This is a genomic window from Caulobacter segnis (genome assembly GCF_031454995.1).
GTDB lineage: Bacteria > Pseudomonadota > Alphaproteobacteria > Caulobacterales > Caulobacteraceae > Caulobacter > Caulobacter segnis_E.
On sequence record NZ_JAVDRV010000001.1, the window covers coordinates 1,207,894 to 1,221,046 of the forward strand.

16 protein-coding genes are annotated in these 13,153 nt (G+C 66.9%); 7 read left to right on the plus strand and 9 right to left on the minus strand.

Translation table 11 applies throughout. From position 1 onward, the window contains the following. Window positions 1–37: 37 nt before the first annotated feature. From J2728_RS05585 to hrcA, 5 genes are all read right to left on the minus strand, one after another. Window positions 38–409, minus strand: a complete 372-nt coding sequence (locus J2728_RS05585; protein ID WP_309997340.1) for a VOC family protein — start codon at window positions 407–409, stop codon at window positions 38–40. A 65-nt stretch (window positions 410–474) separates the two neighbouring features. After that, entirely contained in the window at window positions 475–2,409 is a 1,935-nt protein-coding gene (locus J2728_RS05590; RefSeq protein WP_309997342.1) for a S9 family peptidase, read from the minus strand. 70 nt (window positions 2,410–2,479) lie between these two features. Beyond that, complete coding sequence (gene dnaN / locus J2728_RS05595) at window positions 2,480–3,598, minus strand: DNA polymerase III subunit beta (RefSeq protein ID WP_309997343.1); 1,119 nt, start codon at window positions 3,596–3,598, stop codon at window positions 2,480–2,482. Window positions 3,599–3,744: 146 nt separating this feature from the next. Further along, complete coding sequence (grpE, locus tag J2728_RS05600) at window positions 3,745–4,368, minus strand: nucleotide exchange factor GrpE (protein WP_309997344.1); 624 nt, start codon at window positions 4,366–4,368, stop codon at window positions 3,745–3,747. A 12-nt stretch (window positions 4,369–4,380) separates the two neighbouring features. Beyond that, entirely contained in the window at window positions 4,381–5,457 is a 1,077-nt protein-coding gene (hrcA, locus tag J2728_RS05605; protein WP_309997346.1) for a heat-inducible transcriptional repressor HrcA, read from the minus strand. 140 nt (window positions 5,458–5,597) lie between these two features. Between hrcA and rph the strand changes: the two genes are divergently transcribed. Next, on the plus strand, window positions 5,598–6,314 hold the full coding sequence (gene rph, locus J2728_RS05610; protein ID WP_309997347.1) for a ribonuclease PH: 717 nt from the start codon (window positions 5,598–5,600) through the stop codon (window positions 6,312–6,314). Window positions 6,315–6,373: 59 nt separating this feature from the next. Then, complete coding sequence (locus tag J2728_RS05615) at window positions 6,374–7,351, plus strand: S1C family serine protease (protein WP_309997348.1); 978 nt, start codon at window positions 6,374–6,376, stop codon at window positions 7,349–7,351. Here J2728_RS05615 and J2728_RS05620 read toward each other — a convergent pair. The 4 genes from J2728_RS05620 to J2728_RS05635 form a co-directional block, all read right to left on the minus strand. Further along, window positions 7,348–7,578: a helix-turn-helix domain-containing protein gene (locus J2728_RS05620; protein WP_309997349.1), complete on the minus strand. Its 231-nt coding sequence runs from the start codon at window positions 7,576–7,578 to the stop codon at window positions 7,348–7,350. The two genes, J2728_RS05615 and J2728_RS05620, sit on opposite strands and share 4 nt — an antisense overlap. A 17-nt stretch (window positions 7,579–7,595) precedes the next feature. Continuing rightward, a complete protein-coding gene (locus tag J2728_RS05625; RefSeq protein ID WP_013081064.1) occupies window positions 7,596–8,129 on the minus strand; it encodes a DUF2975 domain-containing protein in 534 nt (177 codons plus the stop codon). A gap of 166 nt (window positions 8,130–8,295) precedes the next feature. Next, window positions 8,296–8,412 carry a hypothetical protein gene (locus J2728_RS05630; RefSeq protein ID WP_309997351.1) on the minus strand — a complete coding sequence of 39 codons (117 nt, stop codon included), beginning with the start codon at window positions 8,410–8,412 and terminating at the stop codon, window positions 8,296–8,298. 165 nt (window positions 8,413–8,577) lie between these two features. After that, window positions 8,578–9,171 (minus strand): glutathione S-transferase N-terminal domain-containing protein, encoded by a 594-nt coding sequence (locus J2728_RS05635; protein ID WP_309997352.1) that lies wholly within the window; start codon window positions 9,169–9,171, stop codon window positions 8,578–8,580. A 33-nt stretch (window positions 9,172–9,204) separates the two neighbouring features. Between J2728_RS05635 and rdgB the strand changes: the two genes are divergently transcribed. From rdgB to J2728_RS05660, 5 genes are all read left to right on the plus strand, one after another. After that, window positions 9,205–9,807, plus strand: coding sequence for an RdgB/HAM1 family non-canonical purine NTP pyrophosphatase (gene rdgB, locus J2728_RS05640; protein ID WP_309997353.1), 603 nt, complete (start codon window positions 9,205–9,207; stop codon window positions 9,805–9,807). Further along, on the plus strand, window positions 9,800–10,948 hold the full coding sequence (gene hemW / locus J2728_RS05645; RefSeq protein WP_309997354.1) for a radical SAM family heme chaperone HemW: 1,149 nt from the start codon (window positions 9,800–9,802) through the stop codon (window positions 10,946–10,948). Before rdgB ends, hemW begins: the two co-directional genes overlap by 8 nt. Before the next feature lie 78 nt (window positions 10,949–11,026). Further along, entirely contained in the window at window positions 11,027–11,899 is an 873-nt protein-coding gene (gene rsmI / locus J2728_RS05650; RefSeq protein WP_309997356.1) for a 16S rRNA (cytidine(1402)-2'-O)-methyltransferase, read from the plus strand. After that, window positions 11,896–12,294, plus strand: coding sequence for a YraN family protein (locus J2728_RS05655; protein WP_309997357.1), 399 nt, complete (start codon window positions 11,896–11,898; stop codon window positions 12,292–12,294). The genes rsmI and J2728_RS05655 overlap by 4 nt, the downstream gene beginning before the upstream one ends. Then, window positions 12,291–13,106 carry a SirB1 family protein gene (locus J2728_RS05660; RefSeq protein ID WP_309997358.1) on the plus strand — a complete coding sequence of 272 codons (816 nt, stop codon included), beginning with the start codon at window positions 12,291–12,293 and terminating at the stop codon, window positions 13,104–13,106. Before J2728_RS05655 ends, J2728_RS05660 begins: the two co-directional genes overlap by 4 nt. The last annotated feature ends 47 nt before the right edge of the window (window positions 13,107–13,153 follow it).

Sequence of the window (13,153 nt, forward strand, 5' to 3'; positions counted from 1 at the left end):
CGTCTCCCCAAGAGACGTGAGCGGGCCGCGGCGTGGATCAGCCCAGCTTGTAGCCGCAGAGCTTGTTGCCATCGAGATCGCGGAAATAGGCGAAATAGGCCTTGGGCATGCGCGCGCCGGGCGCGCCCTCGTCACTGCCGCCAAGTTCCAGCGCCTTGGCGTGGAAGGCGTCGACCTCCTCGACCGTATCGAACGCGAAACCGCCCATCATGCCGTTGCCGACGCAGGCCGGATTGCCGTCGTACGGCCCCAGCACGCCGAACATGCAACCGTCGCCGCGATAAAGACGACCGCCAGAGGGATGGTCGAACAACGGCTTGAACCCGATCGAGCCCAGCAGAGCGTCATAGAAGGCCTTGGCCTTCACAAGATCGTTCGAGCCGACCGTCACGTAGTTTACCTTGGCCATGGCCACCTCCCGTTTTCTTAGGAAACGGACCTAAGCATGACCTTCGTTCGATCGCAACCGGGCGGCTATTGAGCCAGACCCAGAACCTTGCGCAGGAACTGCGTTTCGACCTCGCGACGCCGATCGTTATTGGCCTTCTTCAGGAAGCCGTGCCCCTCGTCCTTGAACTGGACGTACCAGGTCTCCACGCCCTTCTCGCGCAGCTTGGCCACGACCTGGTCGGACTCGGACTTCGGCACGCGCGGGTCGTTCCACCCCTGCATGACCAGCATCGGTTTGTTGATCTTGCCGACATTGTTCAGCGGCGAGATCGTCTCGAAGGCCTTGAGCATCTTCGGATCGCGCTCGTCGCCATATTCGGCGCGGCGCAGGTCCCGACGATAGGCCTCCGTGTTGTGGAGGAACGAGACGAAGTTGCTGATGCCGTATCGTTCGACCCCGCCGGCCAAGCGGTCGGAATAGTGGGTCATGGCGGCCAGCGACATGTAGCCGCCGTACGACTGGCCATAGACCACGACGCGGCTCGGATCGAGGTCGGGCTGGGTCTTGATCCAGTCCAGCAGCGCGCCGATGTCCTTGACCGAGTCCTCGCGCTTCTCGGCGTTGTCGAGGTTGTGGAAGGTCCGACCGTAGCCGGTCGATCCGCGGACGTTGGTGACGATCACCGCCGCGCCCAGCTCGGCGACGCTGTGCTGATGGAAGGGGTTGAAGATGGGCAGCGACTGGCCTTCCGGACCGCCGTGGATGTCGATGATCACTGGAGCCTTCTGGCCCGCCGCCAGATTGGGCTTGTAGACGAAGGCGGGGATCGAGCGCTTGTCGAACGAGGGGTAGCGGATAAGGGTCGGCGTCGCGAGCGCCTCGGGATCCAGACCGCCCAGCTCGGAGGCTGTCCAACGCTCAAGCTTGCCGTCGATCACGCCCCAGCTCCAGGCGTCGCTCATGGACGTCGGCGTCGCCAGGGTGAACCCCAGCCTTCCGCCATCCGACGAGAAGGCGACGCCGCTGACGACGCCAGCGGGCAGCTCTGGCCGCGGCAAGGCGCGGCGGGTGCGGAAGTCCTGGACCACCAGCTTCGAATAGCCGTCCTCGTTGACGACATAGGCAAGGACCCGCCCATCGTCGGAGAGAGCGAACTCCTCGACATCCCATGGCCGCTCACCCGAAACGTTGACCTTGGCGCCGGTCGCCAGATCGATCTGAACCAGACGCAGGAAATCCGAGCCTTCGTCCGAGAGCAGCAGGACGGACTTGCCGTCGGGCGTGAAGGCACCGCCTTCATAGGCGATCTTGGCCGCGCCCTTCTTGGGCGGGTTAAGCTCGGTCAGCTTGCCGGTGGCGACGTCCAGCAGCCAACGCTTGGACTCCGAGATCGAGTAGTAGCGGCCCAGCAGGACCGTCTTGCCGTCGGGCGACACCGCGAGCGGCGAAACTTGGCCCTCGCCCTTGAAGATAACCCTGGTCGCGCCCGACGCGTCGCGCATCAGCACGTCATGGTTGGCCGCGCCCTTGACCGCCCGCGACCAGACCAGGACCGAACCATCCTTGGACCACGCCGGCGAGGCGTTGCGCGTCCCGGTCTCGGTCAGTTGAACGGTCTTGCCGTCGGGACCGCGCAGGAAGAGCTGAAACCACTCGTCGCCGCCGGTGTCCTTGGAGAACAGGATCCGCCCGTTCGGCAAGACGTGGGGCGCGGCCACCGGTTCGTCATAAAAGGTGATCTGGCTACGGTCGGCGCCGGGCGCGCCGACCGTGTGCAGTTGGTTGGTGTTGCCGAACCTCGTGGTGATCAGCATGCCGCCGCTGGGAAGCCAGTCGCCAAACAAGGCCAAGCGGGCGTTCTGGTAGCGCGCCAACCCTTCGCGGATCGAAGGCGGCGCGACCGGTACGTTCTCCAGGATCTGATTGCCGATCTCACGGCGCTCCACGGCCTGGGAGAAGGCCGGCGCGCCGCAGGCCAGGGCCAGGACGGCGACGGAAGCGACAAACAGCTTCTTCATGCGAGACCCCAAACAGCAGAACGGGCGCCTGAAAGCGCCCGTTCATTGAACTCGAAAAAAGACCGCGGGATCAGACCCGCAGCGGCATCAGAACGTACTTCACGCCGGGATCCACGGGGTCGACCACCAGGGTCGGGCTGGCGGGGTCGGCGAAGCGGAACTCGGCCCGCGGACCGGCGATCTGGCCGCAGACGTCCAGCAGGTAGCGAGCGTTGAAACCGATTTCGAAGGGCTCGCCGTCATAGTCGACCTCGACCTCTTCCACCGCCTGGCCGGCTTCCATGTTGCGGACCGTCAGGGTGATGCGACCCGGCTCGACGGCCAGCTTCACCGATCGGCTTTTCTCGGCCGAGATCGTGGCCACGCGGTCGACCGCCTTGGCGAAGAGGTCGTTGTCCAGCGTCAGGATCTTGGCGTTATCGCGCGGAATGACCCGCATGTAGTCCGGGAAGGCGCCGTCGATGACCTTGGACGTCAGGGCGGCCGCGCCGAACTCGAAGCGGACCTTCTGGGGCGAAACCTGCAGATCGACCGTCTCGCCGGCCGATTCCATCAGGCGGCGGGCCTCGGCGATGGTCTTGCGTGGCACGATCACGCCCGGCAGGCCCACGGCGCCCTCGGGGGCCGGCATCTCGGCAAGGGCGAGACGGTGGCCGTCGGTGGCCACGGCCCGCAGCTTGGTCTCGCCGCCGTCGTTGACGGTATGGAGGTAGAGGCCGTTCAGATAGTAGCGGGTCTCTTCGGTCGAGATCGCGAAGCGGGTCTTGTCGATCAGACGGATCAGCTCGTTGGTGTCGACGGCGATGCGCCCCGAGAGGCCGTCGCTGCTCATCACCGGGAAGTCGCCGGCGGGCAGCACCGGCAGGTTGAAGCGCGAGCGCCCAGCCTGGATCACCAACCGCGGATCGTCGCCGCTAAAGCTCAACGAGACGTCGGCGCCGTCCGGCAATTTTCGGACGATTTCATAGAGGGTGTGGGCCGGAGCCGTGATCTGGCCGGGCACGTCGATCTGGGCCAGGCCCTCGTCGATGATCTCCATGTCCAAATCCGTCGCCGAGAACGACAGCTGGTCGCGTTCGGCCGACAATAGAATGTTCGACAGGATCGGGATGGTGTTGCGCCGCTCAACGACGCTCTGCACGTGCCCCAGCGCCTTCAGGAGCGCCGCCCGTTCGATTGTAAGCTTCATAGTCCGATCCAGATCGTGCGGGCGCCTACAGCAGAATCGCCCGCTACCCCCGCGATGAATGGACCGCCGACATTATCGCAAAGCGCGAAGGGGGAAAGGGGGCGCGCGGCTCATTTGCGCGCCCCGAGCTGCAAAATCGAAGGGGTTCAGGCCTTGGTGTCGAACGAGCCACCCGAACCGTCCGCGTCGGAGGCCGCTTCGGCGTAGGGATTGCCCCCAACGGGAGCTTCCGAGACGCCCGGACCGGTCGAGCCCTTGGCCGCCACGGCGACCATCGCTGGACGCACGAGACGCCCCATCAGCTCGTAGCCGGCTTGCAGAACCGCCACGACACCGCCCGCCGCGACCTCGTCCGACGGCTGCTCCATCATCGCCTGATGCAGATGCGGGTCGAACTTCTCGCCCTTGGGGGGATCGATCTTCTTCAGCCCGTTGCGCTCGAAGGCCGTCAGAAGCTCCTTCTCGGTCATCTCGACGCCAACAACGAAGTTCTTCACCACCGGATCGGCCGAGTCGCGCGGGCTATGGGCGGTCGCGCGGGCCAGGTTGTCCGCGGCGCCCAGTAGATCGCGGGCGAACTTTTGGATCGCGTAGGCGCGCGCGTCGTTCATCTCGCGCTCGGCGCGGCGCTTGGTGTTCTCGGCCTCGGCGGCGTAGCGAAGCGCCTGCTCCTTTAGGACGGCGACCTCGGCCTTCAGCGCCTCGACCTCTTGGGCGAGGTCTTCGGTCTCGAACGTAGTGTCTTCAGCCGGCGTTTGCTCGTCGGTCATCTCTTGAGGTCCTTATCCATCCATCATGCGTCCGAGCACCCGGGCGGTATAGTCCACCAACGGGATGACACGGGCGTAGTTCAAGCGGGCGGGCCCGATCACGCCGATCGCTCCCAGCACCTTCTGCCGGCCTGTCATATAGGGCGCCGCGATCACGGAGGAACCCGAAAGCGAAAACAGACGCGTTTCGGCGCCGATATAGATGCGCACGCCCTCGGCGTCGCGCACGTCGTCGAGCAGGCCGATCAACTGCCCTTTCTGCTCCAGGTCGTCAAACAGCTGGCGGACCCGGTCGATATCCTCGCGCGCCCTCGCGTCGGCCAACAGGTTGGCCTGGCCCCGCACGATCAGAGACCGGGCGTCGCCCTCGCCGCCACTCCAGGCCGCGAGCCCGTCCTCGACGAGACGCGCGGCGGTCTCGTCCAACTGGCGGCGCGCGGAGTCCAGTTCGGCGCCCATTTCAACGCGCGCCTCGCTCAAGGTGCGGCCGCGCAGACGGGCGTTGAGGAAATTGCTGGCTTCCTGCAGGGCCGATGGCGTCACGCCGGGCGGCTGACGCATCAGGCGGTTCTCGACCTGGCCGTCCTCGAAGACCATGACCGCCAGCACCTGGCCGCCGCCCAGCGGCACGAACTCCACGTGCTTGACCCCGCCTTCGCGGACCGGCGTCACGACGATCCCGGCCCCGCCGGCCAGGCCCGAGAGCACCGCCGAAGCCTCCGCCAACGCCTCCTCGAACGAGCGCCCCTTCACCGCCAGCCGCGCCTCGATGGCCCGCTTCTCGGCCTCGGCGATGTCGCCGACCTCCAGGAAGCCGTCGACGAACATCCGCAGGCCCGCGTGAGTCGGCATGCGGCCGGCGCTGGTGTGGGGAGCGTCCAGCAGTCCTAGTTGCGCGAGATCCTGCATGGTGTTGCGGATCGAGGCCGGCGACAGCGCGACCCCGCCCTTGGAGATGGTGCGCGAACCCACCGGCTCACCTGTCTCCAGATAGGACTCCACCACCCGTCGGAAAATGTCGCGGGCGCGGGCGTCCAGCTCGGCCAAACCCGGCGCGCGGACGATCGACCCTGGAAACAGCTGTGTCATGACCGCCTCATCCCGAGCATGTGGTCTTGAGTCGTGTCGTTTGGGACCCGGTCGGCGAACAAAAGCTGTCGGCCCCTTTCAAGTTCCGTCGCCAATAGGATAAGCGGCCCCATCGACCTATTCAAACCCCGGAGTTTCCCATGCGTCCGTCCGAACGCGCCCCCGACCAGATGCGCGCCGTTACGCTGGAAACCGGCGTCAACCGCTACGCCGAGGGATCGTGCCTGATTTCCTTCGGCCACACCAAGGTGCTGGTCACCGCCACGGTCGAGGAAAGCTTGCCCGGCTGGCTGCGCAACAAGGGTCAAGGCTGGGTCACGGCCGAGTACGGCATGCTGCCGCGCGCCACCCATAGCCGGGGCCGCCGCGAAGCCGCGGCCGGCAAGCAAAGTGGCCGCACCCAGGAAATCCAGCGCCTCATCGGCCGCTCCCTTCGGGCCGTCGTCGACCTGAAGGCGTTGGGCGAGCGCCAGATCACGTTGGACTGCGACGTGGTCCAGGCTGATGGCGGCACCCGGACCGCCGCCATCACCGGCGCCTGGGTCGCCTTGCGCCTGGCGACCAAGTACTTGCTGGACGAAGGGGTTCTGAAGACCGATCCGATCCTCGGCCATGTCGCGGCCGTCTCGTGCGGCGTCTTCAAGGACACGGCCGTCCTCGACCTCGACTATGAAGAGGACTCCAACGCCGAGGCCGACAGCAACTTCGTTCTGACCAATGCCGGCGACATCGTCGAAATCCAGGCCACCGGCGAGAAGCGCGGCTTCACCCGCGCCGAGTTCGAGTCCTTGTACGGCTTGGCGGAAAAGGGCATTGGCGAACTCTTCGCCCTGCAGCGCGCGGCGATCGGGGGCTAGGCCCTTGTCGGGGGCGGCGCTAGGACCCAGATTCGAACCCTGAACATCAGGAGTTCCGCGTGCCCACCCCGTTCGAAGGTTACGAAGTCGAAGCGCGCCTACGTCCATCGGCGGAAGCCTATCGGTTCGATCTCGACCACGTGTTGGCCAGCGTGGTGGCGCTGGAGGCGAAGGTTCCCTCCGACGCCTACACGGCCGCGATCCTGGGGACCGAACGCGTCGGCAACGGTGTCGTGGTCGGTCCCTCGGGCCTGGTGCTGACCATGGCCTATCTGATCACCGAGGCCGAAGAGGTCGTCCTGACCCGCAACGACGGCCGACGCATCCCGGCCCACGTGCTTGGCCTCGACGGCCGCTCGGGCTTGGGCCTGGTGCAGGCTTTGGAGCCGCTGGACCTTCCGGTCATCACCGTGGGCAGCGCCCAAGACCTCGAAGCTGGCGCGCCCGTCATCGCCGCCGGCGCCGGGGGCCGCGCCCACGCGGCGGCCAGCAAGGTCCTGGCCCGCATTCCGTTCGCCGGCTACTGGGAATATCTGCTGGACGAGGCGATCATCACCGCCCCCGCTCACCCGCACTGGAGCGGCGCGGCCCTGATCGGCCCCAAGGGCGACCTGGTGGGCCTGGGTTCCCTGACGCTGGAAGGCCGGGATCAGAACGGCGACACCCGCCCGCTCAACATGTTCGTGCCGGCCGAGCTGCTGCCGCCGATCCTGGACGATCTGGCGCGGGGCCAATCACCTCATCCGCCGCGCCCCTGGCTGGGCGTGTTCGCTCAGGAGATGGAGAACCACGTCGTCGTGGTCGGCATCTCGCCCAAGGGTCCGGCCGCGCGCGCCGAAATCAAGCCCGGCGACCTCATTCTGGCCGTCGATGGCCAGCCGGTCTCGGACCTCACGGAATTCTACGCCGTGATGTGGAGCCTGGGCGAGGCGGGCGTCACCGTGCCGCTCAAGATCCTGCGCGAGGGCGACGCCTTCGAGGTCGAGGTCCGGTCGATGGACCGTAACGCGCTGCTCAAGAAGCGGCGGCTGAACTAGTCTTCCTCATAGGCTCCGGGCGGTCCGCTCTCGAAAGTCAGCAGGTCGCCCGGCTGGCACTGGAGCTCGCGACACAGCGCGTCCAGCGTCGAGAAACGCACCGCCCGCGCCTTTCCGGTCTTCAGGATCGAGAGGTTGGCGATCGTCACGCCGACGCGGTCGGACAGCTCCGTCAAGGACATGCGGCGGTCCAGCAGCACGCGGTCGAGGTTCACGCGGACGGGCATAGAGGGATCGCTCCGAGTCAGATCGTCAGTTCGGCTTCGCGGCGAAGGCGCGCGCCCTCGCGGAACACTTCGGCCAAGACGAAAACCACCAGCACCGAGAACCAGGCTGTCAGGGTGAAGCTATCGTCGATGACCTTGGTCTTGGGAGCCAGCCAGCGGGCCATGCCCGAGAAGACGTAACGGCCGACCTCGAGGCCCGCGAGCACCAGGCCGATCAGGCGCAGACGCACGACATTGTCGGGGTGGAAGGGGTCGCCGGCGGTCAGGGTCGCGAAGATCTTGCGCAGGCGCTCGACGATCACCATCCAACCCCCGAGCAGCAGCGCCCAGGCGGCCAGGGCGCCGGCGAACAGCGGGCCGTCGCGGCTGACGGCCTCGACCGCGTCGCTGATCGGCAGCATCGAAGCCAGCAATTCGGGATTGAAGCTGAACAGCAGGGCGACCAGCGTGAACAGCGAGAGCAGACTGACGAAAATCCACAGCCCGACGTAGATGACGTCCAGGATGATCTTCAGGAAACTCGAAACGGAGCCTGGCCCCAAGGCGCGCATGGCTGCTCCCCGACAGCGACGCTGAACAAGACGCCCCGCGTCGCGGGAGGCGTGACGGCGAGCCTCCCGCCGGACTTGGCCCTTAGCGCCTGTCTAAAACAGGCTCTAATTTAGATCTAGAGCGCGTTCGAGCGGTTTAACCGCTCACACTTGAACCTAACGCGCTCTAAAGCGTCCGCGCCACGAACGCCACGGCCGAGACCGGCACGGCCACGATCAACGCGGCGGTGATGGCGGTCATGACGACCTTGTCGGCGAGGCGGAACAGTCGAGCGGCGGACATCGGGTTTTCCGGTTAGAGAGACGTGGGGCGCGCCGACAATCCGGCGCTGTCCACGATCAACAAATAAGACCCGAATTCCGTTCCGCCAATCGCGATTATCGAAAAACGATATTAAACTCTAGTAATGTTGCGCGGGCATCAAGCTCAGTGTCTTGGGAGCCACACTCAGTTGGCGCTGGGATCGCTGGCGATCATCGAGCTTCGCTTCGATGCGATCTCGAACCAAGCGGTGAGCGAGGGTCGTCCTTCACGCCAATCAACCACCTTGCGCGCGTCGAGATAGCCAAGCTGCGCGGCCACGGCGATCTCGCCAATGCCGAACCGTTCGGTCGAGAGTCCCGCGCGGTCGAAAAGGTCCAGGGCCGCCGCGATAGCCCTTAGCTGGCGATCGAACAGGTCCTGGCGATGCTCCTCGGCCGGCCGCGTTCGTTCGCGAACGACCAGCAGGGCGGCGTCCCCCATGCCGTCGGCGGCGGCTTCCAAGGTCAGGGCGCGATGGCGCTCTGGCTGGGCGGCGGGGATCAGGCGCGGCTCGGAGAGGCCGTCCAGATAGTCGCAGATCACGGCGGAATCATAGACCGCCTCGCCATGGTCGGTGACCAAGGTCGGGACCTTGTTCAGAGGGTTCAGCGAGCGAACGGCTTCATCCTGATACGGCGCGGCCGGTTCGAGCGCGATCCGGTCGGAAAGGCCCTTTTCCAGCGCAAGGACACGAACCTTGCGCGCAAAAGGCGACAGGGCGGAGTAAAGGAGCCGCATCGATATGTTTTCCTTGGCCGACCGGAGGGACGAATGGCGCTGAAGCTTGAAATGGGAATGAAGCTTGTGGCCGCCACTCACAATCCTGGCAAGGTGCCCGAGATCATGGCTCTGCTGGACGGCCGCTTCGAGATCGTCACGGCCGGTCGGCTAGGCCTACCCGAGCCGGAGGAGACCGAAACCACGTTCGTAGGCAACGCGCTGCTGAAGGCCCGCCACGCGGCCGACCGTTCGGGCCTCGTCGCCTTGGCCGATGACTCTGGCTTATCGGTCGCGGCGCTCGGCGGCTCTCCCGGCGTCTACTCGGCGCGGTGGGCGGGGCCGGGCAAGGACTTCGCCGCGGCCATGCGCAAGGTCGAGGAACGGTTGGAGGAAACCGGCTCCGACGAGCGTTCGGCCTGGTTCACCTCGGCCTTGGCCGTCGCGTGGCCCAACGGCCCCGCAGTCGTGGTCGAAGGCCGCGTCGATGGGACCTTGACCTTCCCGCCCCGCGGCGACCGCGGCTTCGGTTACGATCCGATCTTCGTTCCCGACGGCCATCAGACGACCTTTGGCGAGATGGAGCCCGAAGCGAAGGATGCCATGAGCCATCGCGCGCGCGCCTTCGCCAAGCTGAAGGCGGCGCTGTTTGAGTGACCCGACGGAGCTGGGCGTCTACGTCCATTGGCCCTATTGCGCGCGCATCTGCCCCTATTGCGACTTCAACGTCGTTCGCGATCGGGGGCGGACGGAAGAGCAGGCGGCGCTTGCCGACGCGATCGTCGCCGACCTGGAAGCTCAGCGCGCCCTGACCGGCCCGCGAACCCTGTTGTCGATCTTCTTCGGCGGCGGCACGCCCTCGCTGATGGATCCGGCCCAGGTGGCCCGCGTGATCGAGACGTCCAAACGCCTCTGGTCGCCGGCGGACGGCCTCGAGATCAGCCTGGAAGCCAACCCGACCGACGCGGAAACCGACCGCTTCGCGGCCCTGGCCGACGCGGGGGTCCAACGGCTGTCGCTGGGTGTTCAGGCCCTGGACGACAGGGCCTTGAAGACGCTCGGTCGCAACCACGACGCCGGCGCGGCGCGTCGAGCGATGGCCGAGGCGCGGCGCGCGTTTCCGCGCCTTTCGATCGACCTGATTTATGCTCGCCCAGGTCAGACGGACGCCGATTGGCGGGCTGAGCTGGCGGAGGCCTTGGCGACCGGCCCCGAGCATGTCTCACCCTATCAACTGACCATCGAGGCCGGCACCGCTTTCGATCGCGCGGTGGGACGGGGAACGCTGAAGGTCCCCGACGAAGATCTCGCGGCCACGCTCTTCGAGACCACTCAGGAGGTTTTGGAGGCCGCTGGCTTCGACGCCTATGAAGTGTCGAACCACGCCAGGGGCGAGGCCGCCCGTTCGCGGCATAATCTCGTCTACTGGCGAGGTATCGACTATGTCGGCGTGGGTCCTGGGGCGCACGGACGCCTCGCCCTGCCCGACGGTCGCGCGGCCACGATCGCGCATCGGGCGATCGGCGACTATGTCGGCGCTGTTCGGCGGACAGGTCTCGGCTTCACGTGTGAGATTCTGACGCCCGAGGAGGCGGCCGAGGAACGACTCGTGCTGGGTTTGCGAATCGACGCCGGCGTCGCCTTCGCTGAAATGACCCCTCTGGGCCTGTCACCGGACCTGCCCAAGGTCCGCGATCTGGTCGAGGCGGGCTTGCTGGCGGACGACTCCAATCGTTTGCGCGCGACGCGGGCGGGACGCCTTGTCTTGGATCGGCTGACAGGCGTGCTCGCGACCTGATATGAGTACGGCCCGCGAAGGTTTAGCGCGGACGAATGCTACCAACTAAGATTGAGTGATCTGCGAAGGACGCCTGATTTGAGCCGTCACCTTCCCCCGCCAGCCCTGTCGGACGCGCCGCTCGCGCCGGGGCTTTATCTGGTGGCGACGCCGATCGGGAACCTGCGCGACATCACGCTGCGCGCTCTGGACGTGCTGGCCGCGTGCGACGTCCTGCTGGCGGAAGACACGCGCGTCACCGGAAAACTGTTGTCCGCATACGGAATTCGAACGCGACTTGAGCGTCACGACGAGCACGTCGCCGAGCGGGCCATCCCGGGCATCCTTGAGCGCCTGGAAGCCGGCGAGCGCGTCGCCCTGGTGTCTGACGCCGGCACGCCGATGGTGTCTGATCCAGGATACCGCCTGGCGCGCGAAGCGATCGCGGCCGGTCATCCGGTGATCCCGATCCCAGGCGCCTCGGCCGCTCTGGCGGCTCTGACCCTGGCCGGACTTCCGACCGATCGCTTTCTGTTCGCGGGGTTTCCGCCGCCCAAAAGCGCCGCGCGGCGCACCTTCCTCGAGGAATTCGCCAATGTCCGCGCCACCCTCATCTTCTACGAGGGCGCGTCCCGCGTGGCCGACTGTCTCGCCGACATGGCCGCCGTCTTCGGGCCCCGTCCGGCGGCGGTTTGCCGGGAACTGACGAAGCTCTACGAGACCTGCGTGCGAGGGACCTTGCCCGAACTCGCGGCCGATCCGAGGTTCGAGGCGCCCAAGGGCGAAATCGTCATCCTGGTCGGGCCCGGGGCCGAGAAGGCGGCGAGCGCGGATGACGTCGAAGCCGCTCTGCGTGAAGCCGTCTCCCGACTTCCGCTGGGCGAAGCGGCGTCGGAAGTCGCCAAGGCCTTCGGCATCTCGCGCAAGGATCTCTATCGCCAGGCGCTCGCTCTGAAGGAGGCGGCTGGATGACGGTCGGCGCGCGCCAGATCCGGGGCGCCGCGGCGCGCAAGCTCGGTCGGCGCGCCGAGGTTCTGGCCGCGCTGTGGCTGATGGTCAAAGGCTATCGGATCCTGGGCTTCCGCCTGGCGACGCCCTTGGGTGAAATCGATCTCCTCGCGCAACGCGGCGACGTCCTGGCCGTTGTGGAGGTCAAGCAAAGGACCACTATCGAGGACGCTCTGGACGCCGTGACGCCCAACCAGCGCGATCGCTTGCGCCGCGCCGCCGCTCACCTCACCGCGCACAGAGCCGGATTGCGCGCCCTTGAGACGCGCCTTGATTTGATCGCGCTCTCGCCCGGGCGGGCGCCGCGACATCTGCCCAACGCATGGGGAGCGGAGCTCTCCCGGGAGGGACTCTCATGACGCGCGAGGAGGCCGAGGACATCCTCCTACACGCGGGCCAGGGGTCGGACGAAGCCTTCCCATTGTTCGAGGCGGCGCTCGCCTGCGCCGTGCACGATGATCCCAGCCGCGACACCGCCGGGGCCTCGGCCCTCGCGGTGGAGGCCGTCGAACGCCTGCGCCGTCGCCTGGAATCCGAGTCGCCGGAAGAGGCGATCGCCGAGGCGCTGGCCGGCGACCTGCGTCTGACGGGCGATGTGCTGACCTACGACCATCCCGACAACGCCGACATCGTCGCCATCGCCGATCGGCGCAAGGGGTTACCCGTGGCGCTGGGCGTCTTCTACCTGCACGCGGCGCGCGCCGTTGGGCTCGAGGTGCACGGCGTCGACTTTCCCGGCCACTTCCTACTGCGCATCGAGGCCGAGGAAGGACCTCTGGCGCTAGACCCCTTCAGCGAAGGCCGCGTGGTTCTGCCCTCCGAATTGTCACGGCGCGCCCTGCGGACGGGGCTGATGCCCGATGTCGCGGCGCGGTTGGAGCTCCTGATGGCGCCGATCTCGGACCGCGCCGTGCTGATCCGCCTGCAGAACAACATCTTCGCCCGCGCCCAACAGGCCAAGGACTGGGTCCGCGCCGAACGCTCCGCCCTGCGACGCGCCCTTTTGAACCCCAATGACCACCGCCCCTGGCTGGACGTGGCCGCGGCTCGAGAGGGGCAGGGCGCGCTGGCGGGCGCGCTGCAGGCCTTGTCTCGAGCGCAGGTCCTTGATGGCGGCGCGGCCATGGCGGCTCGGGCCGCGCGCGAGCGGATGCGGCTTAGGCTGAACTGATGCTTCTTCGGCTTCCTTGGTTGGAGCCGGGCGCGAGAACGCCTAAC